Genomic DNA, 26,432 nt, shown 5'->3' with positions numbered 1-26,432 from the left:
CCATGGCGGAACCAACGGTGGTCGTGCTCTTCGATGTCGACAACACGCTGCTGGACAATGACCGGATCGCGGCCGACCTCACGCAACATTTAGATGAGGAAATCGGGACCAGGGGAGAGCGGCAGTACTGGGCGATCTTTGAAGAATTGCGGGAACAGCTGGGGTACGTGGACTATCTCGGCGCCCTTCAGCGGTATCGGCAGGCCTATCCGCGCGACCCGCATCTGCTCACGCTCTCACGGTTTCTGCTCAACTATCCCTTCGCCGAACGGTTGTTTCCGCAGGCTTGCGCGGTGGTGCGGCACGCGGCGGAGTGGAGCAGGCCGGTCATCCTGTCGGACGGCGACGTGGTGTTTCAGCCGCGCAAGATCGATCGATCCGGATTGTATGAGGCGGTGGAGGGCAATGTCCTGATCTATATCCACAAGGAGCGGGAACTGGATGATGTCGAGCAGCGCTATCCCGCCGACCACTATGTCCTGGTCGACGACAAGTTACGCATTCTCACGGCGGTGAAGGCCTATTGGGGAGAACGGGTCACGACGGTGTTTCCGCGCCAGGGCCACTACGCCACCGACCCGGATGTGTTGGGGACCTTTCCGTCCGCTGACCTGTCGATCGATCGCATCGGGGACCTGTTGAATATCAATCAAGCGGCGCTGCTCGACGCGGCGCGACGGCGCTGAGTTGCTCTCGAGCCCGTATGTTTGACATCGGAGCAGCCGACGCGTAGCGTAACGATTCCACCCCCAACAGAGCAGGTCATCCATGGCCCCCGAGCATACACACGAAGCCATCTGGTCCACTCCGCTCGATCGGCGTCAGCTGTTGAAACGGCTGGGCCTGGCCGGCTCTCTTATGGCCCTCGGCAGTCCAGGCTCTCTGGCCGAATCCTTGGCCGCTGGTGTTACTCTGTCCGGAACGACAACCGGCGAGATCCCGCTCCGCCCGCTCGGGAAGACCGGCGTAAAGGTGTCGGCGATGTGTTTCGGCGGCGCGCATTGGGGACGTAATCCCGACGAAGCCGAAGCCATTCGCATTTTGCACGAAGCCATCGATGCCGGCATGACGTTCCTCGACAACGCCTGGGAATACCACGGCGGGCGCAGCGAGGAACTGATGGGGAAGGGCCTGCAGGGAAAGCGGCAGCAGGTCTTCCTTATGACCAAGGTCTGCTCCCACGGTCGCGACAAGAAGGTCGCTATGCAGCAACTGGAAGATTCGCTACGCCGCTTGAAGACCGACTATCTCGATCTCTGGCAGATTCACGAAGTGGTGTACGAAGACGATCCCGATCGGCACTTCGTCCCGCACGGGGCGGTCGATGCGTTGCTGGAGGCGAAACAGCAGGGAAAAGTGCGGTTCGTCGGCTTCACCGGCCACAAGCATCCCAACATCCACCTCAAGATGCTGTCACACGACTTTCCGTTCGATACCTGCCAGATGCCGTTGAACGTGTTTGACGGCACCTACCGCAGTTTCGAACATGAGGTGTTGCCGGTGTTGGCACAGCGCGGAATCGCCGCTCTCGGCATGAAAAGCCTGACCGGTAACGCGGAGCCGATTAAGCAGGGGATCGTCACGCCCCAAGAGGCCATTCGGTATGTGTTGAGTTTGCCGATCGCGTCGTTAGTGAGCGGGATCGATTCGCCGCAGGTCCTCAAGCAGAACCTCGACATTGTCCGTCGCTTCACTCCCATGACGCTGGCCGAAATGGAAGGGTTGCGCGCGCGCGTGGCCTTGTATGCGATGGACGGCCGGTTTGAACTGTTCAAGTCCACCAATCGCTACGACGGCGGCATCGGCCGCCAGCAGCACGGACTCTCCTAGGAGCAGGCCTCATCTCATCCGCTCACCGCCAGTCGACCGCCCCGAAGCCCGATGCCCCCAAGAGCACATACATCAAGCTGACCGTGCTGACGGTCTGGTCGCGGTACTCGACGTTCGGATCGCCAGATCATGGTGAAGAGCACATTGATCCAAGATGCACGTGCTGAGTCACTAGGGAGGCCCCTAGTCGGCGGATCGGTGGGCCTTCACCAATGTGACCTGGCCGGTTGTCCCCCTCGCCCATCTGGCGAATTGATGGGTCAGGCCCCGCACCTGGCCGAGGTAGGTGGTCACGTCATGGTCGCCGCATTTCTGGTGAGGCGTGAGACGGAATCCCCTGGCGGCAAAATCCCGTCCGGCCCCGGCTCCGCACAGATGGATCAGCGCGGCGAGGTCCTGCCTCTGCCGTGCGCCGGCGGGCGTCCCACGGCGAACCGCGAGAGCCGAGTTGATGTCGCGATCGAGAGAGGCCGCCGTCAGTTCGATCGCATGGCTCGGCAAGACGCGACTGTAGAGGCTGTTGAACCAGCAGGAGCGCAGATCGTGCCAAGGACCGTCCTGCACCACAGCATGATCGTGGACGCAATAGCGTTTAGCCGCACGGAACGTTCCGTCGGTCATCTGGTACATTCCCACCGCGCTGGAGGCGGGACGGTACCACTCGAACGGATTCCATGACCAACGCCACCGCCAATAGGTTCGCGCGACGGGATTTCCAGCACCTTCCACCTGCGCCAGCGCCGCGAGGAGCTCAGGCGCAACGGACGGGGTGGCATGCTCACGGAACAGCGAACCATACTGTCGCCAGGTTTCGTGCGGGCTCTTGTCTAACGTGTTGTCCAGCGGGAAAAAGACTTCGGTCGGTTTCTGGACCGCGTGGTAGATCCAGTTTGCCCCGAGCCAACAGCCAATGAGCAATCCCACGGTGATCACGATGCGGAGAACGGGGTGCGTGTGTCCTACGGCACGGAGGAAGGCGCGAAGGTTTCGCCAGCGAGAGGAAACGAAATGGCGGGCTGCCGAAAAGGTGACACGGCGGCGAGCGTGGCTTCTGCGGTGTGAGACATGGCTCGTATGGTGAGCAGATCGAGACGCCATGCCTTCACTATAACTGAAATCGATTCGCGATCCGCGCCTTATTCGAGGACGCACTGGGCGGCATCTGGTCGGCAACGCGTGGCCTGCCAACGTCATGGCCACCTGAGATGTCACTCAGCGCGTGTCAGCGGCCGCGGGGACCACCGCCCCCGTAAGCACGTCCGTTGCCGCTCATCTGTCCACTGGATGAACGCGGTGCCATGCTGACAGGCGGGCCCTGGCGCGAGGGCAGTGAGGGACTCTGAATGTTGGGCGGGCTGGGGCGCCAGAAGTGGTTGGGATGCAGTTGATAGGGCGGCGGCTGCGGCCGGTATTGTGGGGCCACCGGAACGGATCGAGGTGTCGGAATCACCACCACATCCCCGACCTTGGCCGGCTGTCCCTGGCTGTTAAGCAGCGGCGGAGCCTGGTGCGGGTGCAGGTGTGGGAGGGGCGGCACCAGCAGTGAGGGGCGCGGCGGCGAGGGGATCGGCGCTTGGGCCGGTGGAGTGCTGTTGCCGTACGCCGTGATCGTCCGTTGCGCAAGCGGGAGGCGGCGATGGCCTGGATAGAGGCGTTGCGCTTGGAGCAGGAGGCCGTTGATGCCCGGTGCCCCGAACCAAGGATAAGAATAAAAGCCTACGGTGGGATAGGTCCAACTTGTCCAGGCCTGTGACAGGAGGGCGTTGGCCTGGAGTTGGTTGAGCATATCCTGCCGCTCGTCGGTGTATTGCTGCACGTCGGAAGGAGTCGCGGCGGAGGCTAGGGCACGGTTGGTGTCGTCGAGTTGGGCCTGGAGTCGATCGGTCTCTTCCCGAAGTGCGAGCAGTTCATGGCGGGCCTGCTCATTCTCCCGGAGGGCTGCGATGGCCTGGGTGACATCCTGGGGATCGATTTCCGCCGTGAGATCGACCCGAACGACGACGTGGTCTTGCTCCAGCCTGGTGGAAACCGTCTGATCGAGCACTTTCACGATGCCCGCCGTGAAGCTACGGATATCATCCCGCGTGACGTTCATATCATGCACTTCCGTAATGCGTTCGACGTACGTCGCCACCTGCTCAAGCGCGTCCTGCTTCGCGGATTCCGTCGCCAGGCGGATGGCATCGGCGCGGTTGTCGTGATCACCCATGCGGTATTCGCCGCCGGCGGTGATGGTGCGTGTATCGGCTGAACGCATCGGAGGATCAGCGGCCACGGCTGGTGGTGGTCGATCAGAAACGGCCTCTGTCTCGAAATGTCGCTGCGTGAGTTGCCGGCGGTACTTCTCCGGTACCGCGTCCAGTTCGTTGGTGAAGGTCTGGACGCCCTCGTCGTTCGTGTAACTATAAATGGTGGTGGACGCGAGGGTCGGAACCGCGGGGAATATAGAGGCGGAGCACCAGAGTGCGAGTAGTGCGGCACTGGTCAGCCCTGTGCGGGAGCGGAACATGATACAGCCTCCCGTGTGTTAACCAACTCAGGATAACACAAGGCGGAGCACCGATACTGCGGGGTGCGGCTTAGATATGTTGGGGGAATCAACAAGCAGGTTTGTCGGGTGTACGGTCGTTCGGTAGCGGTGGGATCGTCGTGGGCGAGGCTGGCCGTGTCTGGTGAAGTGGCCTTGGGGCTTGGTGCCGGTGTCTCGCAGGTTGGTCTGTACCCGTTCTCCTGTCGATCATGACTGCATTAGAGGCGCCTCAGCTTTGGGCCTTGATCGAAAGCGGGTTGGTCTACCGCAACCGCCTTGCCCCCGACCGACGGGTCACCTGGCTGCGATTGATATGTGTTTGGAGTACAATCGTCAATTCTGCCAAGACCAACCACCGAACACATTGCCGAGAGGCTCTGATGGACCTGGAGAATAAGTCCGACGCCGAAATTCTGGCCATTGCCGATCCGATCATGGACAATCTGATGGAGGCCTCGACGGCCATCGACCATGCCCGCCATGTTCGGGATTTTACCGACCGACTGAAAGCGATCGTGACGAAGGACTATCTTGAGCGAGTATGCCGGCAGTATCAGACGGAAAAAGGTACGTTCGGGGCACGAACACCGGTCGCGGTCTTTCGCCGTCCTGGGTCTATCGCGATTGTGTGGCGGCAGCAATTCACCGACTCGCCCGGCGATTATGTCGCGGAGATGGTTCTCGTGCAGCAGGGCTCTCGTTATCTCGTCGACCATGTGTTCGTGCTGTGAAAAATGTCGCTCTCGTTTTTGCAGACGTTCATCTTGCGCATCCCTTCTCTTGCACTTCATTGACCGCATGTGTTGATAGTGATAGCATCCTGCTATCATGTTGGTCCTGTAATTTGGAGGCCGTTATGGCTCAGGTCCTTGTGCGGCATCTTGATAGCAATGTCATTGGCCGGTTGAAGAAGCGGGCGAAGGAGCATGGCCGCTCTTTGCAGTCCGAAGTAAAGACGATCTTGGAAGAAGCGGTGCCGGACTATGAAGCGGCTTGGAAGCGAATCGAGAGATTCCGTGAGCGACTCAGGAAGTCCGGAAAGACATTTAATGATAGCGCTGACCTTATCCGGGAAGACCGCGACCGGTGAGCGGCTATGTCGTGGATGCCAGTGTCGCGATTAAATGGTTCATCCCTGAAATCCATTCTGATGCCGCGCTCCTCGTGACTCGCCTTCATGAACACCTTCATGTTCCCGCTTTCATGGTGTTGGAACTCGGCAGCGTTATCGCCAAGAAGATTAGGCGAAAAGAACTCACTCGTGCGGAGGGTAGCACTATCCTCAAGGAGTTACGGCATCTTCCGCTCCAGCGACATGCCGACGAGCGACTGTTTCCGGCTGCCTACGAACTCGCATTGGATACGCAGCAGAGTTTGTACGACTGCCTGTACCTTGCTCTTGCGGAAGTCGTTGAGGGACGCTTGATCACGGCCGACCGAAAATTCTATAGGGCGTTAGCTGCTCACCCGTTTCATGATTGTCTCGTGTGGGTGGAGGATCTGGAGTGACAGACCAGGCCCATCCCTTCACTCCTAGTCCGCCCTGTTTCCCTGGTCACAGGAAAGCGAGGGACTCACGCGGCCTGCGTCCCATTTCCAAAACATACAGAAGTCGGTGCGATGAGATTCGTGAAAGATATCCCGGTAGCAGACTGTCCCATGGTAATAGAGCGCTGACTTGGCCGTCTGTATGGCCGTGACCTCCTCGGCAGTCAACGGCGCCTCGCGGACCGTTTCCTTTCGCGGGACCTTGCCCACGAACCACTTGCGTTTGTCCGGTTGCGAATCGTCCGGGGGACAGGTCACCCGCTCGAAGTTTTTGATCAGCGGGTAGTCGGCTACGGTGATGAAGGCCTGGATGGCATCGTTGTAGGCCGGCGTTCGCCCGGTGTTGTGGATTGTCTCCCTCACCCGGGGCGACACGCCTTCCTTCAGTGCCGGTGGCTCGAGCGCGCGGACGTTGACGTAGGCACGCAGCTCGAGTTTGGCTTCTTGCTGCGAGATGTATTCCTGCCATGTCGGATACCCCACGAGCGCGCCGATGATCGCAATGATCACCACAGAGGCGAACACGGCCAGCCTAATGTGAAAGTTGCGTTCGTCGGTGGGACTGGAATCGGTCGAGGGGTGAGGTACGAGAATGTCCGGAGAGGAAGGGCTACGCGGTTGATCAGTATCCATGCTCAACCTCCTCGTTCCAAGACTGTAGCGTAGCGATTCTGGAACGTGGGATCAAGCGAGGCAAGGGATCAATCTTCACAAAGGGACTCGGGCCTTCAAGGGGACACAGGTCTCAACCTTCCAGCATCCCAAACGTTCACCTCGTACTTTGCTCAGGAAGCTGAATCGCGTATCGTTGAGAGTCATGGGAAACAAGGCATCCTTGCGTGGCATGTCGGTGCTCGTGGCGGGGGCGGGGCTCGCCGGGCTGACTGCCGCGTGTGAACTGCAACGGCGCGGCGCGCGGGTGACGGTGGTGGAGGCGCGCGACCGCCTGGGCGGCCGGGTGTGGACGATGCGGGAGGGATTTGCTGAGGGCCAACATGCCGAAGCCGGGGGCGATCTGATCGATCCCGATCAAGAGGCGATTCGGGGGCTGGCGAAAGACATGGGGCTGACCCTGTCGCCGATCCTTCGAGGCGGGTTTGCGTTTGTCGGCTCAGGTACCCGTGGTTCCAGGGTCGAGTCGTCGTCGAGGGCTGGGAGCGTCTGGGAGGAATTGGCACAAGCGGCGGAGCCATGGGTACGAGCCCATCGATTGAACGAGCGCCGGTGGGATGGTCCGATTGCGCGGCAGCTCGCTGACCAATCTGTTGCGGACTGGCTCGACTCTATCCGAGCTCACCGGCAGTTACGCGCCCGATTGAATGATTTGAGAGGATTCTTTCTGGCCGACCCTGAAAATCTGTCGTTACTTGCCCTCGTCGATCAATTGGCCACGGAGTCACCCGGAGCGCATCACTTCTATCGCATCAAGGGCGGTAATGATCGTCTCGCCACCGCCCTCGCGGAGAGACTGCAAGAGCCGGTTCGATTCAAGACCAGGGTGCGCGCCGTAGCGCAGCGTCGAGGCAAGGTGCAGGTGACCGTGCACAGAAAGGACGGGCAGGCTCACATGATCGCCGATGCGCTGGTACTGGCGCTGCCCGCCACTATGGTGCGACGGCTCGTCTTGACACCGCCATTGCCTCCTCCCCAATGGAAAGCCCTTGGAGATCTACAATACGGACCGGCAACCAAGAGCCTTTTGCAGTTCGATCGGCGATTCTGGCGGCGCCCCGATCGGACACTCGCCTACGGCACCGATCTGCCGATCGGGGCGATCTGGGATGGCAACGAGGAACAGCGAGGAGAACGCGGCATCCTGACGATGCTTGCAGGCGGGTCGACGAGTCGTGATACGAAGCAACTCCTGAGCAAGGGAGGGGCCGAGGCGATGGCGGAGCGGCTGACGTGGTTGGGGGCGAAGAAGGCCGTTCTGTGCGCGTCGCGCCATGTGTCATGGGAAGACGATCCATTCGTGCGTGGCGGGTACGCGGTGTTCCGCCCGGGATATGATCCGGAGCAACGGGCCTGGCTGTCCCGTCCGCATGGACGGATTCTGTTCGCCGGCGAACAGACCAGCCTGCGTTGGCAAGGCTACATGAACGGGGCCGTCGAAAGCGGGCTGCGAGCGGCGTTGGAGGTGGAGATGTTGTTTCGACGCTTAAAATCGCAGGCCCAATGACACCAACGCAAAGTTGTACCAACCGAAGGCATACCGGTCGTTGTCCACTCCGCCTTCGAACACACGGTATCCAGCGGTCATGAACCAGTGGTTAGTGAGGTCATAACGAACTTTGATGGCCGCATCGATCGCCCGCCCTTGCGTGCTGACGAGTCCGTCGAAGTCCAGCAGGGCCGTCCAGCGCGGCGCGATGTCGTATTCCAGACTCGTGCTGAGCAGCGGCACAAATCCCACGTTGCTGTCGGACGCCACCATGCCCTGCTGGCGTAGCTCGACCCGCGCGTCTCGAATGAAGGCCGTGGCCCCGATGCGCCAGCGCCAGCGTTCCGACTCATGCACGAGATACCGATAGGTCAGCCGGTAGGAATCGAACTTGTACTCGGAATCGACCGGGACGCCAGGGGCAAAGGTGCCGCCCGCGAAACGCACAGGGAAACCGAACGAACCGGTGCCGGAGAAGCCGAGTGGCGCATAGACGAACCGGAGCGAATGCCGATGGTTCATATTCCACGTGAGCTCCACACGCCGTTGCGCGTCAGGGCCGTTGCCTTGAATGTCGGTCAAGCCGAATCGGGTTCCGGCGCTGCTGTCGGGAATCTGTATCTGATTGCGCGATTGCCATACGGCGCCTGTTTCAAATTCCAGGGAGAAGCGATGGTCGCGGGACGTCACGCTTTCGGCTGATACGAGAGCGGGCAGCGCGACGATGGCTATGACGGAGAGCCGGATCAGAACCCTGGTCACAGGGGTAGCACCGCTTCTGCATCTGTGCAAGAGTCTCTGTATGATCACCGGCCATTCCCTTTCTTGTCGGCTTGCTTGGTGAGAAATTCTTCCCGGAGCATGCCGTAGAGTTCAACGTCGATGCGTTGGCCGAAACGAAGATAATGCTCACGCAAGCGGCCTTCATGGGTCATGCCCACCTTCTGTAACACTCGCCCGGAAGCCGGATTAGTATGGAAATGCGGCGCGTAGATTCGGTGCAGCTTCAGGCTGTTGAAACCGTACCCCACGAGAGCCGTAACGGCTTCCGTCCCATAACCTCGATTCCAGTAAGGCCTGCCCAACCAATAGCTTAACCGTCCCTGTTCATGAGCTACGACGAGTTCCATGCCGATGGCGCCGATCACCTGTCCGCTCTCTGCAAGGGTGATCGCGAAGGTTACGCCTCTGCCTGCCGCCTGCTCCTCCACACGTTCGGTGATCCAGCTCAGGGCCGCCTGCCGATCCATCGGATGGGGGAGAAAGGTTCCGGCGGCCACGGCTCTGGTGCCGGCCAGATGATGCATGGCCTCCGCATCGGTCGTCTGAAAAGGCCGAAGGAGCAACCGCTCGGTTCTGATCATGTGGTCGGATGTCATCGATGGATCTCATCATATCGCCGGGGTCGTACACAACTGTCGGCTTTCGCCGCGTTTCTTGACGCCTCTTCCGTTCGCGGGTAGGGTGGCGCCAGGGTTCTACTTACGGGGATACCATGGACCTTGCGCAAGTGTTGATCGCGATTGTCGGGATGGGGGCGTCGGTCACGACGTATTGCCTCATGCGATTTCCCCATATGCGCCGTGACCGGTTCAGACAGTATGGGGCATTTTCAATCGCCTGGTCCTGCTTCGGCGCACTCGTCGTGTTGTGTTTCTGCCTGCTCCTGCTCATTGCTCAAAGTGCCTGGCAGTCCCACTGAGTCGCAGCTGATTACTTTTCGTCGCACCCACGCACACGATACATCTGCCGTTTCTGTCAGGCTCCTGCCTGTTCGATGGCGACGGATTGCTCGGTCTCGCGGTTATCGTCGAACCAGAGTGCTGGGCCAGGTCGTCGACCAAGTGCCTGCGCGTCTTGGCCTGTTCATGATCGGCTGCCTCTTCCCGTTTAGTCGACTCCGTGGCCGAGCTCGCGCACTCCAGCAAAGAAGGCTATTGATTGATGATGTGTAAAGGAGCGTGAGGGGGACGGTGGAGCACCGGACCCAGGGAACGCTGCCCATGTGCAGGATTTGAGAGAGCCGTCAAAACATTTCGCTCTCACGATTACTTGCTACGGCTACCCAAGAATGTGACGACATGACCTCGCAGGCTGCTGCGAAGCGGCGAAAGGTGAGGTCTTCGGCTGGCTGTGTGAGTTTGGTTTTTCTTGAGTTGGTGGCCATCAAGAAGCAGGAGGCGGAATAGAGCCGCTCTAATATTAAGCGGCGGCAGAGCAGTTCGTACCGTGTGCTATAGGACACTCCTCGATACCGGCGAATTGCTGTTGGCGCCTTGGTATATGTTTCGCCTCGGAATTCCGGATCCACCTGAAAGTACGGTTCCTTGTTGCCGACTGGTGTTTTTACATTGTCTCGATCTTCCAATAAGAAGAGATAGCCAAGAAATGGAGGAGGGGGCTGCCCAAAGCGGCCTTCTCGGAATGCCGTCCAGATGTCTTTTGCGCTGCCTACGGCTTCTTCTGCCCGATTGGATCTGCTTTTCTTTATTCCGCCGCCGCGCGTCCCAATAGCTTTGGACCGCGGCCTGTAACCGCTTCTCAATGTCCAAGTACGGCCTCCATCATGCGAGGGCTTATCCCATAGATCTCACCAGCCATGAGGGTCGCTCGATCTCTATCGCGATGACGGAAGGCCTCCCTCAATTCATCGGACTGTGTACTGGACAAGGTTTTGGGATCCGGGACTCGAATCCGGCGCAGGTACTGTGCCTGAAAACGCAGATAGCCACCTCGCATGCGGACTCCGTACGATTCGACAAAAAACTGGCAGAATTTGGACAGGAGGACCCCCCCAAGTACTTCCAGGTCCCACTCCTCCGACTCAATGAAGTACAAATTGTGATGAGGATAGGTTTCCCCTTCGTCCAAGACGGGTTCCAGGCGGTTCTTAATATCCGGGATAAAGAGTTTGCGTGTGTGTGTCAGGGAGGGATTGACGCGGTCGATCGTCTTGTACCAGCCGATGACAGACTTCTCCGCCGTGTGACGGCGTTTCAACTCTGTTGCGTGCTGCTCGTAGTAGGCGCGAAGTTTGGGATAGTCGATCAGATCGACAAGGCCATTCTCGTCCCAAGGGCTCACGAGATAGTGTCCAGACCAGTGTAGAGTTCCTCCAGCCAGATCTTTCGCAACTGCGAGTTTCAGCAACCGGGAGGACTCCACAAGCGCGTCATTGGTCGTAATGTAGATACGGTCGTTTCCTGTGGCGACCCCGATCCCTACTTTGGCACTCATTTCGAGGGCAGGAAACCGCTCTTCCAGTTGTCGAAGAAGTGCCAATTGTTCCGGGGAGTGGCAGGGCCAGGGAACCGGGCCCTTGAACCATGTGTTTACCACGGCCTTGTGAATGCCAGCGGGGAGCGCGAGGCTACCTTCTCCCTGCAGTGCGGTCGCTAATTGTAGCGGCTGAATGGTCTCAGCCTCCTGCCCTGCACTGGCAACAATGGTTGAGCGTTGAGTTTTGCGTCGAATGACCGTAATAGCAGGATAGGCATCCACCTCGTCATCAAATGCGTTGGCATGATGCATACTCACGAGCATGTCGACACTGTAAGCTGAGCTGATCAGCTTCCTGAGTTCGGCTCCGTATTGATTGCGCATCCATCGATCAGCGCAGATAAATGCACAGGTGCCGTGGTTCTTCAGTTGTCGAAGCGCTGCCTCGAAAAATGCAACGTAGAGATCAGCGCGCCCGCGCATCGTGGGATAAGCATTGCGGTAAACCGAGGCTGTTTCCTCAGGGATGTCTTCGAGGCGTACGTATGGAGGGTTCCCTACGATGAAATCGGCCGGTTCATGTCCGGCCTCCAGAAGGTAATCACGAGTGAAGACCCAGGTATCGGCCAGGGTGCTGGCCAATGACGGTTGGGCCCCATGGCGCACCAGAATATTGCGGATCAGGGCACGAGAGCGAGCGGCGCTTGTCTCATTCAGCTCATAGGCGACTAATGATTTCCGGCACTCTGCTAGAGGAAGACCAAGGTTTCGACAAGACTGTAGCAAGCGTTCGACCATGGGCACGAGAAATGCTCCCTCACCGCAAGCGGGTTCGATAGCCAGCGCATCCACCAAATTCCTGTCAGGACAATAGCCGCTTAGGTCGAGGAGTAGCTCGACGACCCAACGTTTGGTGTAGACCACGCCTTTGGGGCCGATGGGGGTAGCGGAGGCAGGCTGGTGTGTCGGTGCAATGAGCTGGAGTTGAATGCCCTGCGTTGTTTCGGGTGGACTCAGTTGATGATGTGCCACTAGGGCCTCATGGTGCTTTCGAGGTCTCGGCGGAAAGAAGCTCGTGATATTAGCTCGTTCGCAGTCATCGATCAATACTGGTTTGGTGTAGCTCCCCTTCCCGTCTCCACCCTCGCAACCATACGGTCAAAGGATTACAATCCAGTCGATGCCGATCTGTCGCATGGCTCTTACCATCTGACCGAGGAGTGCTGCCGATGTTGAAACCCGAACCGGCCGGTGGGCCGACCCCGCAGTTGTTCTTCCAGACGGCCAATGCCTATCAGCGGTCGCAGGCCCTCAAGGCCGCGATCGATCTGGATCTCTTTACCGCTATCGGGCTGGGACACGACCAAGTGCCGACATTGGCCGAGCGCTGCGGGGCAGCTACGCGCGGCGTGCGCATTCTCGCGGACTATCTCACGATCCAAGGCTTCCTCACCAAAGAAGGTGACCGGTACAAGCTGACGCCTGACAGTGCCCTATTTCTCGATCGGCGGTCGCCCGCCTACATGGGGTCCGTGTTGGGGTTTCTGCATGCGCCGAAGTTCATCGCGGCTTTCGAGAATCTCACCGAAGCGGTGCGGAAGGGTGGAACGGTGGCCGGCGAGGCGGGGACGGTATCTCCCGAGCATCCCCTCTGGGTTGATTTTGCTCGTTCGATGATTCCGATGATGGCCAAGCCGGCGGAGGAGATCGGCATGTTCGTGCGGCAGTCGCAGCCGAACGTGAAAAAGGTCCTGGATATCGCGGCGGGGCACGGACTCTTTGGAATAGAGATCGCGGCCCGTTGCCCGGAGGCCGAGGTGACGGCCTTGGACTGGCCCAACGTGTTGACGGTGGCTCGCGAGCTGGCCCACAAGTCCGGCATCGAGTCGCGTTACCATACCATCGCGGGCGATGCGTTTCAGCAGGAGTTCGGCGAGGGCTACGATCTTGTCCTGCTCACCAACTTTCTCCACCATTTTTCGATGCAGACCTGCGAGTCGTTGTTGCGCAAGATCCATCGATCGCTGGCGCCCGGTGGACGGGTCATCACGCTGGAGTTCGTGCCGCATGACGATCGGGTCACCCCGCCGCCGGTGGCGGAGTTCAGCTTGATCATGCTGGCGACGACGCCGGAAGGAGATGCCTACACCTTCCGGGAGTATGAGCAGATGTTCGCGGCGGCGGGGTTTGCCAGAACGGAGTTGCATCCCGTGGCCGGCTCGATCGAACAGGTGCTGGTGTCGATGCGCTAACCCGGGTCGGGCTGATTGACAATGGGCTTGTGCGACTCCTAAGCGAGAGCTCAGTGGTGCGTGTCTCGGTGGGCTATGCAACCTAAACTTCGGTCCCCGCGTGAGCGGCTGGGGGGCTATGTCATCCTGCCGCGGCTGATCGACAAGGTCCGGCTCCATGCGCAGGGATTCTTGCCTGAACCGTATGTGCCGTTCCTCCTTCGTCCCGGCTTACCTTTGGATGGACGGTTTCTCGCGTTCACCGGGTTGCAGCCGGAGGCCCTTCGGGAGGCGGTGCTCTTGAAGAACGATGACAGGGACATCCTGGCCTGGGTGACGCAGGAGGCGGTGCGCCACGGTCCTCAGGACATCGAGGGGTGGAGTCACGCGTTGGAACAACTCCGGCCGGACCGAGTGTTGGCCAGATTCTTGGGCAGGCTCAGCCCCGAGCTGGCGAAGCAGGTGGATTTCACGCAGCACCCCCTGTTCGATGTGATCGATATGGATGAAGGACGCAAACCGATCCCCACCGGTTTCTGATGTGCCCAGCCCGTCTCGATCTGCCGACCGCGTCCGAGAACTAGGGCTTTCCAGAGGTGCCTTCTTCCCACCGGCAGTGTTCAATGGTCCTAGGCATCTGCGGCCGACCATCGCATGGTGCTGATCACGTACGTGTCGTTGGTTACCCCCTCTTTATTCAGCCGACGCGCGTGAGTGCGGCGCTGGGTGCGAAGAGGGCGAGTTGGACGAGGTCAACGGCTACCAGGCCAAGAGGAGGCTGCCATGTTTCTGAAGTGGGCTGCCATTTTTTTCGTCATTGCCATGGCTGCCGGAGCGATGGGATTCGGCGGCGTCGCGCAAGGTGCCACGGAAATTGCACAGATTCTCTTTTACATCTTCCTCGCGATTTGTGGAACGTTCATCGTGGCAGGCATTCTCCTCGCGGAGAAACTGACCTCGTGAGCGGTGGGGTAGCGTTACAGGCGGTGAAGGCGCTACCGGACGGTAGAGACCTCTGGTCAAAACCCCCGGCCGCCTCCACCGCCGAAGCCTCCACCGGATGATCCGCCTCCACTGAATCCTGATCCGCCTGAGCTGCGCGGTGCCGAAGTCATCGTCGAACCGGTGCGCGACGCCATGTCACTCATGCGGCTGGTGAAACCGCGTGCATTGAATTGGGCGAGGTCACTTCCTTGGTACCAGGCCGGAGCGGTCATCACGATGGATTCGAACGCACGGGCCCAGTTTGTCTCCACGCCCAGCGCCATCGCATAGGGCAGAAACTTTTCGAACAGCTCCGGTGTTTTGATCACCCGCTCGAACCGATCCGCCTCGACTCTCGTCAGAAATTCCTCGAAGCCCAGTACGCCTTCCAGGGCGCGTGTTCCTTTCACCGTTCTGGCCGGCATGATGCGGCCGAAGCCGGCCACGATCACTCCTGAGAGGAGGCCGGCGGTAAAGAAGGCCGGCGGGGCAAGTCCCCAGTTGTCGGCCACGGCAGCAAGCGCGAAGGTGAGCCCCAATGCCAGCAAGCCTCCGGCCAGGTAATAATTCTGTTTCACGCGGTCTGGCCGTTGCCCATAGTAAGCGCGGCCTTGGAGCGAGTCGAAGACGGCATCACGAATTCCCGGCAGGGAACGATAAAATCTGTTTTCCAAACTGCTGAGCGAAACCTCGTCGCCGCCTTCATCCTTGTACAGGGCTTCCAGGAGGAGGCGCTCGTGCTTCGGAAGTCCGGCCCAGTCCTGCTGAGGCTTGATGCGGTGGAAGACGTAATCTGTGCTTGTCCAAAGGCCGAAGAGCTGTTCGGTCTTCTGTTCCTTGATGCGGAGGTATCCGCGCACGGCGAGATTCACCACGGTGGCGGTAATGTCCCGCACGTCGGGGCTCTCATCCGCCAGAGTGCCGACTTCCGCCGGGGTCAGGTTGTCGGGTGGCTCATAGGCGACCACGATGGGCCGCAGGCGCGGGTCTCGTCCTCTGGTCCACCAGAGCCGCAGCATCACGGCCAGTACGAGCGGTGGAATGAGCAACGGCCAATTCGCTCCAAGGAACTGCTGTGCCTGGTCCACCGGCGTGGGCGCAGCGACGAGGCCCTTGTCCCATCCGACCACCGCGGTGAGGCCCTCACGGAATCCAAGTTGTCGGGGCATCGTCATCGTGATGCGTGATCCGTCGATGGAGATCGTCGCCGCCTCCTCTCTCGCTCCGTACGCGCCGGTGAAAGCGAGGGCGCGCACGCCGGCCGCATTTGGCGGAAGCAGGATGCGAGCGGATGCCTGCTCGATCGGGACGTCCCACTCATCACCGGTGACATTCCAGTAGAGTTCGTCGTGATCGTCGAAGAACTTCAGCCCGTTGCGGACCCGGTATTTCAACACAAACGTGCGGGTGGTATCCGTCGCGCCCGGAATCCAAATGCGAACGTTTCGGTAATGCCGCTCGCGGCTGCTCTCATATTTGAGCGCGGTTCCCTGCTCATCGGTGACCGAAACCAGGTCGAGCTGCAGCTGGTAATTGAAGCCTTGCGGCGTCCGGTATTCCACGGGGATCAGGCGCTCGATGCCGTTCCAGGATCCTTCGAATCTGGGGCTGACCGTTTCCGTGACGAGCAGGGTGCCGCTCGGGAGCACCTGGAGGTCGACGTCGAAGCGGCTGAGTACGAACGATCGTGCCTCAGCAAAGGGGAGATGCCCGAGTATGAGGAGGCAGAGGACGACCAGGTGTAGGAGTATCGAGAAAAGAGGTGTGGCTGGTCTACCGCTCACGGACGTGCCGCAGTGGCGAACCACGTTAGAATTGCACCCGTGGCGGTTCGCGTTGGACGGTGTCCGTCAATTCGAAGAACTGCCGCCCCACGAAGCCGAACCATTGCGCGATGAAGTTGGTGGGAATCTCGAGACGTTTGGCGTTGTAGTCGCGCACCACCGCATTGTAATAGCGGCGGGCGTTCTGCACCGCGTCTTCAATCTGGTTCAGGCTGCCTTGCAATTGCGTGAAGGCCTCGACGGCCCGCAGTTGCGGATAGGCTTCCGCCAGCGCAAAGAGTGATCGCAACGACTGGGTGAGTTGGTTTTCGGCCGCGGCTTTGGCTTCAGGCCCCTGCGCCGCCATGGCCTTCGCCCGGGCGTTGATCACCGCTTCAAGGGCGCCCTTCTCGTGGGCGGCGTAGGCTTTCACGGTTTCGACGAGGTTCGGGATCAGGTCGTACCGTCGTTTCAGCTGAACATCGATATCGGCCCAGGCGCTTTCGCACGCGGCGCGGAGCCGCACCAGGCCGTTGTACATCCCGATGACGATTAGCACAAACAGCACGAGCACGGCGACGACGATCCAGCCCATTAGTGTCTCCTTGCGGATTTGGGTGAAGGTACGTACGGAGCTTGGCTGATGATAGCCTGCCCCTGAAAATCTGTAAAGCTGTCGAGGAGTCCCTGCCTTGCGAGGCACACCACGCACCAGCAGTCGTTGGCCTCAGATGCGACTCGGTAGTGTGGCCGCGCGTGACTTTCTGTGCTTGCCCAGGTATTCTCCCCGCGACGTGACCGGGGAATCGCCATCAAGAAGCCTGGAGTCGGAGAGTTGTCAATTCAAGGAGGCGTATATGTGGCGTTGTAAGAGACAAGCCGGGCCGGGAGTGATCATGCTGCTCCTCTGTCTGCTTGGAGAGTTTCAGGTTATTCCGGCTGCTGTATCGGCGGAGGAAACGGCGGTCGAACTCAACAGTCCGGATGTTGTGCGCCAGTTGCTTGAACAGCAGGTGGGGAAGCGGGTAAAGGTCAAGCTGCTGTCCGGGCAGGATGTCGACAGGAAGGTGGCGAAGGTCGGCACACAGGCGATCACGCTCAGCGAGTTGTTCGGGATGGAATTGTTTGATGCGACCGTACGACTCATCAGGTGGCCGCGGTGATCGTGCGCCGCGCGAAGTAGTCGTGGCACAGGTGGATCACTCACCGACGATCCATCTATACCCCATCCCGAGTCCACCAACGCTGAGATGCCCCGCCCAATCCTACGCAGGACCGTCGACCTATCCGGCTTTCCGGATCTCGTGGTCATCTATCTCGGCATGAGGGTCAACCACTGGACGGGACTCAAGACCCTGTTCGGCTTTGGTCCGAAGATTGCGCGGTCTGTCGAGGCCCAACCGGACGGGTTGTTGCTTCATGAACCGCTGCTCTGGTCGATGCTGCCGCCACATGTCGGGATGCGGCAATATTGGCGTGACTTCGATGCGCTGGAGCGTTGGGCGCGTTCCGATCCTCATCGCCAGTGGTGGCAGCAGTTTCTTCGTGATACCGGGGGAACAGGATTTTGGCACGAAGCCTATTTCATGCGCGGCGGGATGGAGGCGGTGTACAACGACATCCTGGTGGAGATCGGGTTCCTGCGATTCGCTCCAGCGCAGGCGGCCAAAGGTCCCCTGTTCACCGCCAGAAGTCGAGCGGGCCGAACCGGTGAATCGGCATTGCCAGCGGCGGTGACGGAAGAGGATCTAGACCGGTGATTGCAGGAAGCCTATAGTTTCCTGCAAACGTTGGGTTTATGCGTCAGGCGTAATAAGTTTGTAATATGCGCTAAATAGAATATTGTCAACTTATTGAATTTGGCGCATAATTGCCTTTCTGAATAGTGGCATGACCATGAATGACTTAGCGCGCGATCCAAGACAGATTGGAAATCTGGTGCGACGTGCCCGGAAGAGGCAGGGGCTCAGCCAAGCCGCGCTTGGCGAGAAGGCGGGCATGCGGCAGGAGACGATCTCTCTGATCGAAACGGGGCATCCGGCAGCAAAACTGCAGACCATTCTGAGCGTGCTGGCGGCGCTTGATCTCGAGCTCCGGATCGTGCCGCGATCGAAGGCCCGGGCTGCGGACCTTGAGGAGATATTCTGATGCCGCGCCGCCGGGCCCATGCGCCGTTGCGCGTACTGCTGAATAACCGGCCGGTGGGCCGGTTGACCAAGGCAGCCACTGGGGCCATCGACTTCCTGTATGAACCTGCATGGCTCGAATGGGAGCATGCGATACCAGTGTCGTTGTCGCTTCCTTTACGAGAGGACGCGTACCGGGGTGCGGCGGTTGCGGCGGTATTCGACAATCTGCTGCCGGATTCCGATGTGCTGCGCCGGCGCGTTGCCGAAAAGGTGGGGGCGGGCGGAACAGATCTCTACAGCCTGTTGGCGGCCATCGGGCGCGATTGCGTGGGGGCGCTGCAATTCATTGGGGCAGATGATGCGTCAGATGAAGGCGATAGGGACGCGATCACAGGCGAAACGATTAACGATTCGGCGATAGAGAAACTCCTACAGGGGCTGTCGCAGGCTCCACTGGGCCTGAGCTGTGATGAAGATTTCCGGATCTCCGTGGCCGGGGCACAGGAAAAGACAGCGCTGCTCCGCCACAAGGGGCGGTGGTGGAAACCTTCTGGCACCACGCCGACCACGCATATTCTTAAAAAACAGATCGGCCGACTTCCGGACGGAATCGATCTGTCCAATAGTGTCGAGAATGAATTTTACTGCCTGAAGCTTGCCGGGGCATTCGGGCTGCCGGTCAACAAGGCGGAGGTCCATGACTTCAATGAGACCCGGGCACTGGTCATCGAACGGTTCGACCGGCGGTGGACCGCGGACAAACGTCTGCTCCGCCTGCCACAGGAGGATTTCTGCCAGGCGCTTTCAGTGCCGCCGACGAGAAAGTATCAGAGTGAAGGCGGGCCGGGACTGGTCAAGATTCTTGATGTGCTGAAGGGCAGCGACAATCCGGCTGCGGACCGGCAGACGGTGTTCAAGGCGCAGATTTTCTTCTGGCTGATCGGGGCCACGGACGGACACGCGAAGAATTTCAGCATGTTCCTCGGTCCTGGCGGCAGCTATCGTCTGACGCCGCTCTATGATGTGCTGACCGCCCAGCCAAGCCTTGATGCGGGACAGGTGCAACGTAAGCAGATGAAACTCTCAATGTCGGTCGGCACGAACCGTCACTACCGGATAGACGAAATCCAGGGCCGGCACTTTGTGCAGACCGCAACAGCGGCCGGGCTCCCGAAATCGGCGATTGCCGCGGCTCTCGAAGAAATCGCGGACGCGGCGCTGAAGGCGCTGCAGAAAGTTGAGGCTGGCCTGCCGAAGGATTTCCCAGCCCCTATTCATGCTTCCGTGAGCAAGGGTGTGAAGGAGCGCCTGAAGGTCCTTGCCGCTCTACAGTAGAAGGAACGCGATCGAAGGAATAGTTGCTGTGTTGAATAGGATGTCGAGCTAGGAAGATCGTGGGAAGACTGGTTGGCAGTTTTCTCGCAGCAGCGGTACTGGCGCTCTCCGCTTTTGCGCCGGCAACGACCAGCGCCGCGGATGTCGGTTTCTGCGCGACGCCCGCCAAAATGACTGAAGTGCTGAAAGCGGAAGGGCAACGCTCCCTCGCCTTCGGCAACCAGCGCATCCTGTTCGAGGAACAGCCCGACGGCGCCTGAATAAGCCTGTGTCATGAGCGCGTTTCGCTGATCGCACTGCCGCCATCACGCAGGCTTTTCAGACAGGACAATCTTCACCGAGATTTCGAGCGCGAACCGCCCGCGTCCGCGTGGCACGAGGCGCACGTCGGGGCATTTCTGTTCCAGCCGTTTGCGCAATAGAATCAATCGCGTTTCGAAGTTATCTTTCCACTCCGGCAGGCCCAGCCAACTATCCATCCGCAACTCGCGATTCGTGAACTCCACTCGTTGTTCGTCCTGATGTTGTTTCAGAATCCGCCAGAGAATGCGTCCCGGGACGTTCTTGATCAAGTATTCGCCGTCGACGAAGATGCAGTCATCCGCATGATAGAAGCAGAACGAGCGGTGCGAGGAGACTGAACGAATCGGGGTCGGAGCCGCGACAGGGGCGTCCACAGGAAGGTGCTCGTCTGCCTCGTGCGCTGACTGCTCGATTCCGGCGGCCAGATGACCGGCCACAATGGCCATCAACGCTTCTTCGCGAATCAGTAACGTCAGTGGTTCCAAGGTTTCAGCGACCAACACACCCAGGCAGCGATTCCGGATCATCAGCGGGACCGCGATCTGCGTCGAGGCATTCGACAGACCGGGCAGGGGAATCTCGCGACAGACGGCATCGGGACCGGAGACCGCTTCGGCGCGATCATGGACCGCGCGGGCATAGCGCAACGTGTGGTCGAGCCCGGAGAGCCGCAGCGGCAGTTTCGCCGTTGCGACCGTCCCGATGAGGCCCTCCCCGAAACCTACCTCGGAGCCGACCCCGTTCTCCCGGTAACCGCGGCTTGCAATGGTCTGGAGTGTGCGGCGCTTCTCATCCACCAGCAGTAGCATCGTGTGGTGCAGGCCGAAGAACTCATCCAGGCAGTGGAGCGCGGTCTCCAACAATTCGCCGAGGCATTCGGTCCGGTTCAGCCGTTCGGCGATGACCCGCAACGCGTGTAGGTCCGGCTCAATGAACAGGGACGGAGGTCGTTCGTCGCGCGGCGGGGTGGGGAGTGAGGTGATGCCCTCGACTCGCTCGATGCGGCGCACGGCATAGATATCGGCGGCCCGGAGACGAAACACGTCGGACATGCCGGCATGGGAGGCAATGGCCTGCAGTTGCAACGACATGGCGTGAAACAAGGGGCCCGAGGATTCCGATCGCTCATACTTCAGGGACAGCCGGTAGGCCTGTATGGCGCGCGGGTCCAGGACCATCACGCAGGCGAAGGGATGTTCGGCGATGTTCTTGCGGGTCTTGTTGAAGAACTGAAACGAGATCGCCACATGCTCGGGATCGACGTAATGGACCTGACTGACGTAACTGATGTTGGGGTGCCGTCTTTCGCGCAGGTCGCGATGGTGGCCGGAATGATACCTTCGAAGCAGGCCCAGAGGTCTTTGAGCGTCAGCGTGGCGCGCTCCATGCGTCAGACCTTTTCGCCGGCGCCTGGGCCGGGTGTTTGGGCGAAGACACCGGTCACGTGCACTCCCACTGAAACGGCGGGCTCCATGATGATGGCGTCGGCCTGCTCGGCCGGAACCCCGACTGCGATGAGTTCCCCAAGAAACGCCCGACGCCACTGCCGTTGTCGGGCATAGTCCTCTGGGGTTGCCGGACGAATGTGCGTGACGTTGCCCTTGAGTTGGCAGGTCACGTGGTCGGTAGGCCGTGAGCAGGTGATGGCGATGAGCCCGTTCTCGCGGAGGTTGGCGAGGGTCTGTGCCGACGCGGATTCCGTGAGCAACAGGGTCACCGCCTGACGCTCGTCATCCACCCAGATGCCCCAGCCCCTGGTGCATTCCGGCAGAAGATCCGCATCGCGAGTGCCGACATTGACGGAGACACCGGTGCGGAGCAATTCGACGATGGCAGGGGGGATCATCGCAGGCGCCGTGGCAGCAGGTTAGGAAAAATTTAGGGACACCATAGCATATTCTTAGGAAGGAAGTCGGCGCCTTCCGTGGTACACCTTCCTTCGCGAGGGAGACGGTGTTGGACGTAATTCACGATCAAGGAGGATGACCATGAAGGCACATATATTGGCTTTGCTCTGTGTGCTCGCGTTGGCCGCAACGAACCCAACCGGACAGACGCTGGCGGCGCAGCCGGGGCAGTTCACCATGACCGCGACGGACTATGGCTTTATGGGTCCGGAGCAGGTGCCCTCCGGTCTGACCGCCATCGAGGTGCTGAACCAGGGCGCTGAAGTCCACCATGCTCAACTGGTCCGGTTAGCACCGGGCAAGACGCCGGCCGACTTTGCCGCAGCGATGAAGGCCGATCCTGAGCATCCACCCACCTGGGCAACCTTCGTCGGGGGACCGAACGCCGTGGTACCCGGCGATCGCGCAACCGCGGTGATGGAATTGCAGCCGGGGCAGCACCTGGTGCTCTGTCTGATTCCCAACAAGACCGGAGTCGCGCATGTGGCGTTGGGCATGGTCAAGCCTTTCATGGTGACGGAGGCGGTCGGGACACGCATGACCGAAACGAAGCCCGACGTGGTGATCACCGCCCGGGATTTTCAGTTCGTGTTGTCCAAGCCCATCACCGCAGGGTCGCACACCATTCAACTGGTGAACGAAGGCACGCAGGCCCACGAGGTCGTGTTGGTGAAACTGGCACCGGCCGCGAAGGCCAAGGACTTCATCGCGGCGTTCGAGCCTGGGGCAGCCGGGCCTCCGCCGGGGCGGCCGCTGGGGGGCATTGTTGGGATTGAGCGAGGAGCCCGGGGCATCTTCACGGCGCAGTTCGATCCAGGTCAGTATGCCTTGATCTGTTTCTTCACCGATTCGAAGACCGGCGCGCCGCATTTTGCGCAGGGCATGACGTGGGAGTTCGATGTGCGGTGACGATCCACTGGGTGAACGGCTGGGCCACGTCGAGACAGTTGCATAGGAGCCCGGATGGCGCCGTATACTATGCCCATGCATGAGACGATTTCAGGCAACCTTGGGTCGGCGGTCACCGATCACGGAGCCGCCTTGCTGCAGGTGGCGGAAGAGATCGCCGCGCACCACGATTTGCCGTCGCTCTTTCAGGGCCTGGCGCAATGCCTGCCTGAGGTGGCGCCGTTCGATTTCGTTGGGCTGGTGCTGCATGATGCCGCGAAACACGTGATGAAGGTCCATGTGCTGGAAACGGCGGAGGCGCGGCGGGTGACGCGATCTCTCGACGGCCTCGAGATCCCGATGAAGGACTCGGCCAGCGCATGGGTGTGGGAGCAGCAACAGCCGATCCTGATTCCGTCGCTTGCGGAGGAGACGCGGTTTCACGTCGGAATGGACGCCTTGCGCGGAATCGGCGTCCAATCCGTCTGCTTCTTTCCGCTGACGACCGCCATGCGCCGGTTGGGCGCCATCGGGTTCGGCAGCGTGAAACCCTTTGCCTTCGACGAAGGCAGCGTGACGTTCCTGCATCAGGTGGCCAAGCTGGTGGCTGTGGCGGTGGATAATGTGCTGCATCACCAGGATCTGGCGCACGATCGCGACCGGTTGCGCCTGCTACTCGAAGTCAACAATGCGGTGGTCTCGCATCTGGATTTGGACCAATTGTTCCCCGCCGTCAGCGCCTGCTTGCGCCGGGTCATTCAGCATGACGGATCGAGTCTGCTCTTGTGCGATGAGGCAACCGGCCGCTGGCGTATCCATGTGCTGGATTTCGACCGGAATGAAAGCTTCATCGAGGAAGGGCGCATCGAGGAAAGTACACAGTCGCCGTCCTGCCTCGCGATTACGACGGGCAAAGTGGCCCTGTTCGGAGAGCGAGAACTGCTGGCCATGGCGGGTACGTCGCCCTGTGCGCAGGATCTGCTCGATCGCGGCCTCAAGTCGTTCTGTTCCATACCGCTCCTTTCGCGCAACCATGCTTTGGGGGCGTTGAACGTCGGTCGGCGCAGGGACGCCGGGTTCGATCCGGACGATGTGCAGTTGCTGGGGCAGGTCGCACAACAAATTGCCATCGCCGTCGAGAACGCCTTGGCGTTTCGCGAGATCGCAGCACTGAAAGATACACTGGCCAAGGAAAAGGTGTACCTCGAAGAGGAAATTCAAACCGCCTACAACTTTGAGGAGATCGTCGGGGACAGCCGCGCGCTGAAACAGGTGTTGAAACAGGTGCAGACTGTCGCCGCGACCGATTCCACCGTGTTGATTCTCGGGGAGACGGGGAGTGGCAAGGAACTGATTGCGCGCGCCCTCCACAATCTGAGCGACCGCCGCGAACGGACCTTCGTGAAGCTCAATTGTGCCGCGATTCCCACCGGTCTGTTGGAAAGCGAACTCTTCGGGCATGAAAAGGGCGCTTTCACCGGAGCCATCGCCACGAAAATCGGGCGATTCGAATTGGCCGATCGCGGCACCATTTTTCTCGATGAAGTGGGCGAGATTCCGCTGGAATTGCAGGTCAAACTGCTGCGCGTGCTCCAGGAACAGGAATTCGAGCGGTTGGGGAGCACCAGGACGATGCGGGTCAATGTCCGGGTGATCGCCGCCACGAATCGAGACCTGGGGCAGATGGTGGATGAACAGAAGTTTCGTAGCGATCTCTATTACCGATTGAAGGTCTTCCCCGTGACCGTGCCACCGCTTCGGGAACGAGTCGAGGATATTCCTGTACTGGTCCGGCACTTCGTCCAGAAGTTCGCGTCGCGTATGAAAAAACGAATTGAATCCGTCCCGGCCGACGCCATGCGGGTGCTGCAGGCCTATGGGTGGCCCGGCAACGTACGCGAGCTGGAAAACTTCGTCGAGCGGGCTGTGATCCTGTCATCCGGGTCGGAGCTTTTCGTGCCGGCTGCGGAGTTGAAACGCCCGGCGTTACCGCCCAACGGGTCTGCCACCACGCTGGAAGAGGCGGAGCGCGACCATATCCTCAAGGCCCTTCGGGAGACGAACTGGGTCATCGGCGGATCGTCCGGCGCTGCCGCCCGCTTAGGGATGAAACGCACTACGCTCCAGTCCAAGATGCAGAAGCTCGGCATTGCCCGGCCGGTGTAACTCCCGCTCCCGCAGCGACGACAGCTGGGAACTTCCCCAGGATGCTCCGGCACATGGTCCGCGCTAGAGTCTGCAGATGGACCCGAAGCGAATGCGTGTGGTGATCATCGGAGGCGGATTCGGCGGATTGGCTGCGGCCGAAGCCCTGCGAAAAGCCGACCTCGACATTACGCTTATCGACCGCACCAACCATCATCTCTTTCAGCCGTTGCTGTACCAAGTGGCAACGGCCGCGCTCTCCCCCGGTGATATCGCCTGGCCCCTGCGGACCATCTTCCGGTCTCAGTCGAACATTCGTGTGGTGATGGGGGAAGTGCAGGGGATCGATCGTGCGGCCAGGCAGGTCCAGGTTACGGACTACCCACCTGTTTCCTATGATGCCCTGATCGTCGCGGTCGGCTCCCGACACGCGCACTTCAGCCGTCCCGAGTGGGAGGACCATGCTCCAGGGCTCAAGACCCTCGTTGACGCGGTTGCGTTGCGCACGCGGATGTTGCTGGCCTTCGAGGAGGCGGAACGCCGGGCCGCCACGTCAACCGGTACGACTCCGTTGACCTTCGTGATTGTGGGCGGCGGACCGACCGGAGTGGAACTCGCTGGGGCCATGGCGGAGATCGGCCGAAACGCCATGCTCCCGGACTTTCCCTTTCTGCAACGACAAGCGGTCAGGATTCTGCTGGTAGAGGCGGGATCCAGGGTCCTTTCGGGCTTTCCTCCCGATTTGTCTGCGAACGCACAGTCTGCGCTGGAGTCGATGGGCGTCACGGTGCTCCTCAATCAGAGGGTGCGTGACGTCGGCCCGAAGGGCGTGTCGCTCGACGGACAATTCATCGAGACCGGCCACGTCATCTGGGCTGCCGGCAACCGCGCCTCTCCACTCTTGTCCTCGCTCAACGTTCCCCTGGATCCAGCCGGCCGGGTGTTTGTGCGGCCGGATCTGACGGTTCCGGATGATGAATGGCTGTTCGTGATCGGCGATGCCGCAGCGGTGCAGGACGCGCAAGGCCATGTCCTGTCCGGGCTGGCTCCGCTTGCCATGCAGGAGGGGCGGTATGTGGCGGCGGTGATTGCAGCGCGGACAATGTCGGGCCGGCGGGCGGCCTTTCGTTATGTCGATCGAGGGACCTTGGCCACCATCGGCCGGGCCAAGGCTGTGGCGCAATTCGGATCGGTGCATGTGTCCGGTCTCTGGGCCTGGCTGCTCTGGTGCACCGTCCACATCTTCTTTTTGATCGGCTTCCGCAATCGCTTCCGCGTCGTCTCCGAGTGGATCTGGTACTACGTGACATTCAAACCAGGCGCTCGCCTGATCGATTAGTCCCACGAGACACCCCACGTCTAATTTCTCTGGTGCCTGAACTCGTTCGTCCATGGGGCGACGATATTTCGGCAGGTGCCGACGGACAGGCAGTCAGCATTCGGCACCAGCGGCCAGGCT

Annotated in this window: 28 protein-coding genes and 1 pseudogene; 18 read left to right on the top strand and 11 right to left on the bottom strand. The window is 60.3% G+C overall.

The genetic code is table 11. The annotated features are described in order from the left end of the window. Positions 1 to 2: 2 nt before the first annotated feature. Together KJA79_RS12750 and KJA79_RS12745 are read left to right on the top strand one after the other, a co-directional pair. A complete protein-coding gene (locus KJA79_RS12750) occupies positions 3 to 686 on the top strand; it encodes an HAD family hydrolase (RefSeq protein WP_213042433.1) in 684 nt (227 codons plus the stop codon). 82 nt (positions 687 to 768) lie between these two features. Next, on the top strand, positions 769 to 1,830 hold the full coding sequence (locus KJA79_RS12745; protein WP_213042432.1) for an aldo/keto reductase: 1,062 nt from the start codon (positions 769 to 771) through the stop codon (positions 1,828 to 1,830). Between the two features lie 183 nt (positions 1,831 to 2,013). On the opposite strand, the gene KJA79_RS12740 is transcribed toward KJA79_RS12745, so the two are convergent. Together KJA79_RS12740 and KJA79_RS12735 are read right to left on the bottom strand one after the other, a co-directional pair. Beyond that, the gene (locus tag KJA79_RS12740) at positions 2,014 to 2,754 is read right to left on the bottom strand and encodes a transglycosylase SLT domain-containing protein (protein ID WP_246507627.1); all 741 of its coding nucleotides are present in this window, start codon (positions 2,752 to 2,754) and stop codon (positions 2,014 to 2,016) included. A gap of 298 nt (positions 2,755 to 3,052) precedes the next feature. Then, positions 3,053 to 4,339, bottom strand: a complete 1,287-nt coding sequence (locus tag KJA79_RS12735) for a hypothetical protein (RefSeq protein WP_213042430.1) — start codon at positions 4,337 to 4,339, stop codon at positions 3,053 to 3,055. 401 nt (positions 4,340 to 4,740) lie between these two features. Here KJA79_RS12735 and KJA79_RS12730 point away from each other — a divergent pair, with 401 nt between their 5' ends. The 3 genes from KJA79_RS12730 (at position 4,741) to KJA79_RS12720 (ending at position 5,869) form a co-directional block, all read left to right on the top strand. Next, positions 4,741 to 5,091 carry a hypothetical protein gene (locus tag KJA79_RS12730; RefSeq protein ID WP_343224256.1) on the top strand — a complete coding sequence of 117 codons (351 nt, stop codon included), beginning with the start codon at positions 4,741 to 4,743 and terminating at the stop codon, positions 5,089 to 5,091. Between the two features lie 125 nt (positions 5,092 to 5,216). Continuing rightward, positions 5,217 to 5,450, top strand: a complete 234-nt coding sequence (locus tag KJA79_RS12725) for a FitA-like ribbon-helix-helix domain-containing protein (protein ID WP_213042428.1) — start codon at positions 5,217 to 5,219, stop codon at positions 5,448 to 5,450. Continuing rightward, entirely contained in the window at positions 5,447 to 5,869 is a 423-nt protein-coding gene (locus KJA79_RS12720; protein ID WP_213042427.1) for a type II toxin-antitoxin system VapC family toxin, read from the top strand. Before KJA79_RS12725 ends, KJA79_RS12720 begins: the two co-directional genes overlap by 4 nt. A 24-nt stretch (positions 5,870 to 5,893) precedes the next feature. Here KJA79_RS12720 and KJA79_RS12715 read toward each other — a convergent pair whose 3' ends face one another. Continuing rightward, entirely contained in the window at positions 5,894 to 6,541 is a 648-nt protein-coding gene (locus tag KJA79_RS12715; protein WP_213042426.1) for a hypothetical protein, read from the bottom strand. A 184-nt stretch (positions 6,542 to 6,725) separates the two neighbouring features. Between KJA79_RS12715 and KJA79_RS12710 the strand changes: the two genes are divergently transcribed. Further along, positions 6,726 to 8,087 carry a flavin monoamine oxidase family protein gene (locus KJA79_RS12710; RefSeq protein WP_213042425.1) on the top strand — a complete coding sequence of 454 codons (1,362 nt, stop codon included), beginning with the start codon at positions 6,726 to 6,728 and terminating at the stop codon, positions 8,085 to 8,087. Here KJA79_RS12710 and KJA79_RS12705 read toward each other — a convergent pair. Both KJA79_RS12705 and KJA79_RS12700 read right to left on the bottom strand, forming a co-directional pair. Beyond that, positions 8,067 to 8,831, bottom strand: coding sequence for a hypothetical protein (locus tag KJA79_RS12705; RefSeq protein ID WP_213042424.1), 765 nt, complete (start codon positions 8,829 to 8,831; stop codon positions 8,067 to 8,069). The genes KJA79_RS12710 and KJA79_RS12705 overlap by 21 nt on opposite strands. A 44-nt stretch (positions 8,832 to 8,875) precedes the next feature. Continuing rightward, complete coding sequence (locus KJA79_RS12700) at positions 8,876 to 9,448, bottom strand: GNAT family N-acetyltransferase (protein WP_213042423.1); 573 nt, start codon at positions 9,446 to 9,448, stop codon at positions 8,876 to 8,878. A 116-nt stretch (positions 9,449 to 9,564) separates the two neighbouring features. Between KJA79_RS12700 and KJA79_RS12695 the strand changes: the two genes are divergently transcribed. Next, entirely contained in the window at positions 9,565 to 9,771 is a 207-nt protein-coding gene (locus KJA79_RS12695; RefSeq protein ID WP_213042422.1) for a hypothetical protein, read from the top strand. A 507-nt stretch (positions 9,772 to 10,278) separates the two neighbouring features. Here KJA79_RS12695 and KJA79_RS23175 read toward each other — a convergent pair. Further along, positions 10,279 to 10,614: pseudogene (locus KJA79_RS23175) on the bottom strand (PaeR7I family type II restriction endonuclease); the annotation flags it as partial. Then, the gene (locus KJA79_RS12685; protein WP_213042420.1) at positions 10,611 to 12,320 is read right to left on the bottom strand and encodes an Eco57I restriction-modification methylase domain-containing protein; all 1,710 of its coding nucleotides are present in this window, start codon (positions 12,318 to 12,320) and stop codon (positions 10,611 to 10,613) included. The pseudogene KJA79_RS23175 and the gene KJA79_RS12685, both read right to left, overlap by 4 nt. Before the next feature lie 197 nt (positions 12,321 to 12,517). On the opposite strand from KJA79_RS12685, the gene KJA79_RS12680 reads away from it, so the two are divergent. From KJA79_RS12680 to KJA79_RS12670, 3 genes are all read left to right on the top strand, one after another. Then, the gene (locus tag KJA79_RS12680) at positions 12,518 to 13,540 is read left to right on the top strand and encodes a class I SAM-dependent methyltransferase (RefSeq protein ID WP_213042419.1); all 1,023 of its coding nucleotides are present in this window, start codon (positions 12,518 to 12,520) and stop codon (positions 13,538 to 13,540) included. A 75-nt stretch (positions 13,541 to 13,615) separates the two neighbouring features. Then, positions 13,616 to 14,059, top strand: coding sequence for a DUF5069 domain-containing protein (locus KJA79_RS12675; protein ID WP_213042418.1), 444 nt, complete (start codon positions 13,616 to 13,618; stop codon positions 14,057 to 14,059). A 243-nt stretch (positions 14,060 to 14,302) separates the two neighbouring features. After that, entirely contained in the window at positions 14,303 to 14,482 is a 180-nt protein-coding gene (locus tag KJA79_RS12670) for a DUF1328 domain-containing protein (protein ID WP_213042417.1), read from the top strand. Between the two features lie 56 nt (positions 14,483 to 14,538). Here KJA79_RS12670 and KJA79_RS12665 read toward each other — a convergent pair whose 3' ends face one another. Continuing rightward, positions 14,539 to 16,287 (bottom strand): DUF2207 domain-containing protein, encoded by a 1,749-nt coding sequence (locus KJA79_RS12665; RefSeq protein ID WP_213042416.1) that lies wholly within the window; start codon positions 16,285 to 16,287, stop codon positions 14,539 to 14,541. A gap of 25 nt (positions 16,288 to 16,312) precedes the next feature. After that, positions 16,313 to 16,861 carry a LemA family protein gene (locus KJA79_RS12660; RefSeq protein WP_213042415.1) on the bottom strand — a complete coding sequence of 183 codons (549 nt, stop codon included), beginning with the start codon at positions 16,859 to 16,861 and terminating at the stop codon, positions 16,313 to 16,315. A gap of 262 nt (positions 16,862 to 17,123) precedes the next feature. Between KJA79_RS12660 and KJA79_RS12655 the strand changes: the two genes are divergently transcribed. From KJA79_RS12655 to KJA79_RS12635, 5 genes are all read left to right on the top strand, one after another. Continuing rightward, positions 17,124 to 17,429, top strand: coding sequence for a hypothetical protein (locus tag KJA79_RS12655; protein ID WP_213042414.1), 306 nt, complete (start codon positions 17,124 to 17,126; stop codon positions 17,427 to 17,429). An 87-nt stretch (positions 17,430 to 17,516) separates the two neighbouring features. Further along, positions 17,517 to 18,026, top strand: coding sequence for a monooxygenase family protein (locus KJA79_RS12650; RefSeq protein ID WP_213042413.1), 510 nt, complete (start codon positions 17,517 to 17,519; stop codon positions 18,024 to 18,026). A gap of 136 nt (positions 18,027 to 18,162) precedes the next feature. Continuing rightward, complete coding sequence (locus KJA79_RS12645) at positions 18,163 to 18,414, top strand: helix-turn-helix domain-containing protein (RefSeq protein WP_213042412.1); 252 nt, start codon at positions 18,163 to 18,165, stop codon at positions 18,412 to 18,414. Continuing rightward, positions 18,414 to 19,730 carry a type II toxin-antitoxin system HipA family toxin gene (locus KJA79_RS12640; protein WP_213042411.1) on the top strand — a complete coding sequence of 439 codons (1,317 nt, stop codon included), beginning with the start codon at positions 18,414 to 18,416 and terminating at the stop codon, positions 19,728 to 19,730. The genes KJA79_RS12645 and KJA79_RS12640 overlap by 1 nt, the downstream gene beginning before the upstream one ends. Before the next feature lie 59 nt (positions 19,731 to 19,789). Then, a complete protein-coding gene (locus KJA79_RS12635) occupies positions 19,790 to 19,990 on the top strand; it encodes a hypothetical protein (RefSeq protein ID WP_213042410.1) in 201 nt (66 codons plus the stop codon). A 45-nt stretch (positions 19,991 to 20,035) separates the two neighbouring features. Here the strand turns inward: KJA79_RS12635 and KJA79_RS12630 are convergent, their stop codons facing one another. Together KJA79_RS12630 and KJA79_RS12625 are read right to left on the bottom strand one after the other, a co-directional pair. Then, the gene (locus KJA79_RS12630; RefSeq protein WP_213042409.1) at positions 20,036 to 21,280 is read right to left on the bottom strand and encodes a GAF domain-containing protein; all 1,245 of its coding nucleotides are present in this window, start codon (positions 21,278 to 21,280) and stop codon (positions 20,036 to 20,038) included. 143 nt (positions 21,281 to 21,423) lie between these two features. Further along, positions 21,424 to 21,879 carry a pyridoxamine 5'-phosphate oxidase family protein gene (locus KJA79_RS12625; RefSeq protein WP_213042408.1) on the bottom strand — a complete coding sequence of 152 codons (456 nt, stop codon included), beginning with the start codon at positions 21,877 to 21,879 and terminating at the stop codon, positions 21,424 to 21,426. A 142-nt stretch (positions 21,880 to 22,021) separates the two neighbouring features. Here KJA79_RS12625 and KJA79_RS12620 point away from each other — a divergent pair, with 142 nt between their 5' ends. From KJA79_RS12620 to KJA79_RS12610, 3 genes are all read left to right on the top strand, one after another. Continuing rightward, a complete protein-coding gene (locus tag KJA79_RS12620) occupies positions 22,022 to 22,849 on the top strand; it encodes a hypothetical protein (RefSeq protein ID WP_213042407.1) in 828 nt (275 codons plus the stop codon). Between the two features lie 54 nt (positions 22,850 to 22,903). Then, positions 22,904 to 24,994: a sigma 54-interacting transcriptional regulator gene (locus KJA79_RS12615; protein WP_246507625.1), complete on the top strand. Its 2,091-nt coding sequence runs from the start codon at positions 22,904 to 22,906 to the stop codon at positions 24,992 to 24,994. A gap of 76 nt (positions 24,995 to 25,070) precedes the next feature. Further along, entirely contained in the window at positions 25,071 to 26,312 is a 1,242-nt protein-coding gene (locus tag KJA79_RS12610; protein ID WP_213042406.1) for an NAD(P)/FAD-dependent oxidoreductase, read from the top strand. Positions 26,313 to 26,432: the final 120 nt, after the last annotated feature.

The organism is Nitrospira defluvii, from assembly GCF_905220995.1.
GTDB lineage: Bacteria > Nitrospirota > Nitrospiria > Nitrospirales > Nitrospiraceae > Nitrospira_A > Nitrospira_A defluvii_C.
The sequence above is the reverse complement of the archived record's forward strand: the minus strand, read 5'-3'. Positions and strand labels throughout refer to the sequence as shown.

What these genes read in the sequence shown, in the direction of transcription:
- KJA79_RS12660 (WP_213042415.1), bottom strand. Translation starts at nt 16,861, where the DNA reads ATGGGCTGGATCGTCGTCGCCGTGCTCGTGCTGTTTGTGCTAATCGTC.
- KJA79_RS12625 (WP_213042408.1), bottom strand. Translation starts at nt 21,879, where the DNA reads ATGATCCCCCCTGCCATCGTCGAATTGCTCCGCACCGGTGTCTCCGTC.
- KJA79_RS12695 (WP_213042422.1), top strand. Translation starts at nt 9,565, where the DNA reads ATGGACCTTGCGCAAGTGTTGATCGCGATTGTCGGGATGGGGGCGTCG.
- KJA79_RS12645 (WP_213042412.1), top strand. Translation starts at nt 18,163, where the DNA reads ATGAATGACTTAGCGCGCGATCCAAGACAGATTGGAAATCTGGTGCGA.
- KJA79_RS12610 (WP_213042406.1), top strand. Translation starts at nt 25,071, where the DNA reads ATGGACCCGAAGCGAATGCGTGTGGTGATCATCGGAGGCGGATTCGGC.
- KJA79_RS12710 (WP_213042425.1), top strand. Translation starts at nt 6,726, where the DNA reads ATGGGAAACAAGGCATCCTTGCGTGGCATGTCGGTGCTCGTGGCGGGG.
- KJA79_RS12675 (WP_213042418.1), top strand. Translation starts at nt 13,616, where the DNA reads ATGCAACCTAAACTTCGGTCCCCGCGTGAGCGGCTGGGGGGCTATGTC.
- KJA79_RS12730 (WP_343224256.1), top strand. Translation starts at nt 4,741, where the DNA reads ATGGACCTGGAGAATAAGTCCGACGCCGAAATTCTGGCCATTGCCGAT.
- KJA79_RS12620 (WP_213042407.1), top strand. Translation starts at nt 22,022, where the DNA reads ATGAAGGCACATATATTGGCTTTGCTCTGTGTGCTCGCGTTGGCCGCA.
- KJA79_RS12650 (WP_213042413.1), top strand. Translation starts at nt 17,517, where the DNA reads ATGCCCCGCCCAATCCTACGCAGGACCGTCGACCTATCCGGCTTTCCG.
- KJA79_RS12615 (WP_246507625.1), top strand. Translation starts at nt 22,904, where the DNA reads ATGGCGCCGTATACTATGCCCATGCATGAGACGATTTCAGGCAACCTT.
- KJA79_RS12715 (WP_213042426.1), bottom strand. Translation starts at nt 6,541, where the DNA reads ATGGATACTGATCAACCGCGTAGCCCTTCCTCTCCGGACATTCTCGTA.
- KJA79_RS12735 (WP_213042430.1), bottom strand. Translation starts at nt 4,339, where the DNA reads ATGTTCCGCTCCCGCACAGGGCTGACCAGTGCCGCACTACTCGCACTC.
- KJA79_RS12680 (WP_213042419.1), top strand. Translation starts at nt 12,518, where the DNA reads ATGTTGAAACCCGAACCGGCCGGTGGGCCGACCCCGCAGTTGTTCTTC.
- KJA79_RS12745 (WP_213042432.1), top strand. Translation starts at nt 769, where the DNA reads ATGGCCCCCGAGCATACACACGAAGCCATCTGGTCCACTCCGCTCGAT.
- KJA79_RS12700 (WP_213042423.1), bottom strand. Translation starts at nt 9,448, where the DNA reads ATGACATCCGACCACATGATCAGAACCGAGCGGTTGCTCCTTCGGCCT.
- KJA79_RS12640 (WP_213042411.1), top strand. Translation starts at nt 18,414, where the DNA reads ATGCCGCGCCGCCGGGCCCATGCGCCGTTGCGCGTACTGCTGAATAAC.
- KJA79_RS12750 (WP_213042433.1), top strand. Translation starts at nt 3, where the DNA reads ATGGCGGAACCAACGGTGGTCGTGCTCTTCGATGTCGACAACACGCTG.
- KJA79_RS12670 (WP_213042417.1), top strand. Translation starts at nt 14,303, where the DNA reads ATGTTTCTGAAGTGGGCTGCCATTTTTTTCGTCATTGCCATGGCTGCC.
- KJA79_RS12655 (WP_213042414.1), top strand. Translation starts at nt 17,124, where the DNA reads ATGTGGCGTTGTAAGAGACAAGCCGGGCCGGGAGTGATCATGCTGCTC.
- KJA79_RS12725 (WP_213042428.1), top strand. Translation starts at nt 5,217, where the DNA reads ATGGCTCAGGTCCTTGTGCGGCATCTTGATAGCAATGTCATTGGCCGG.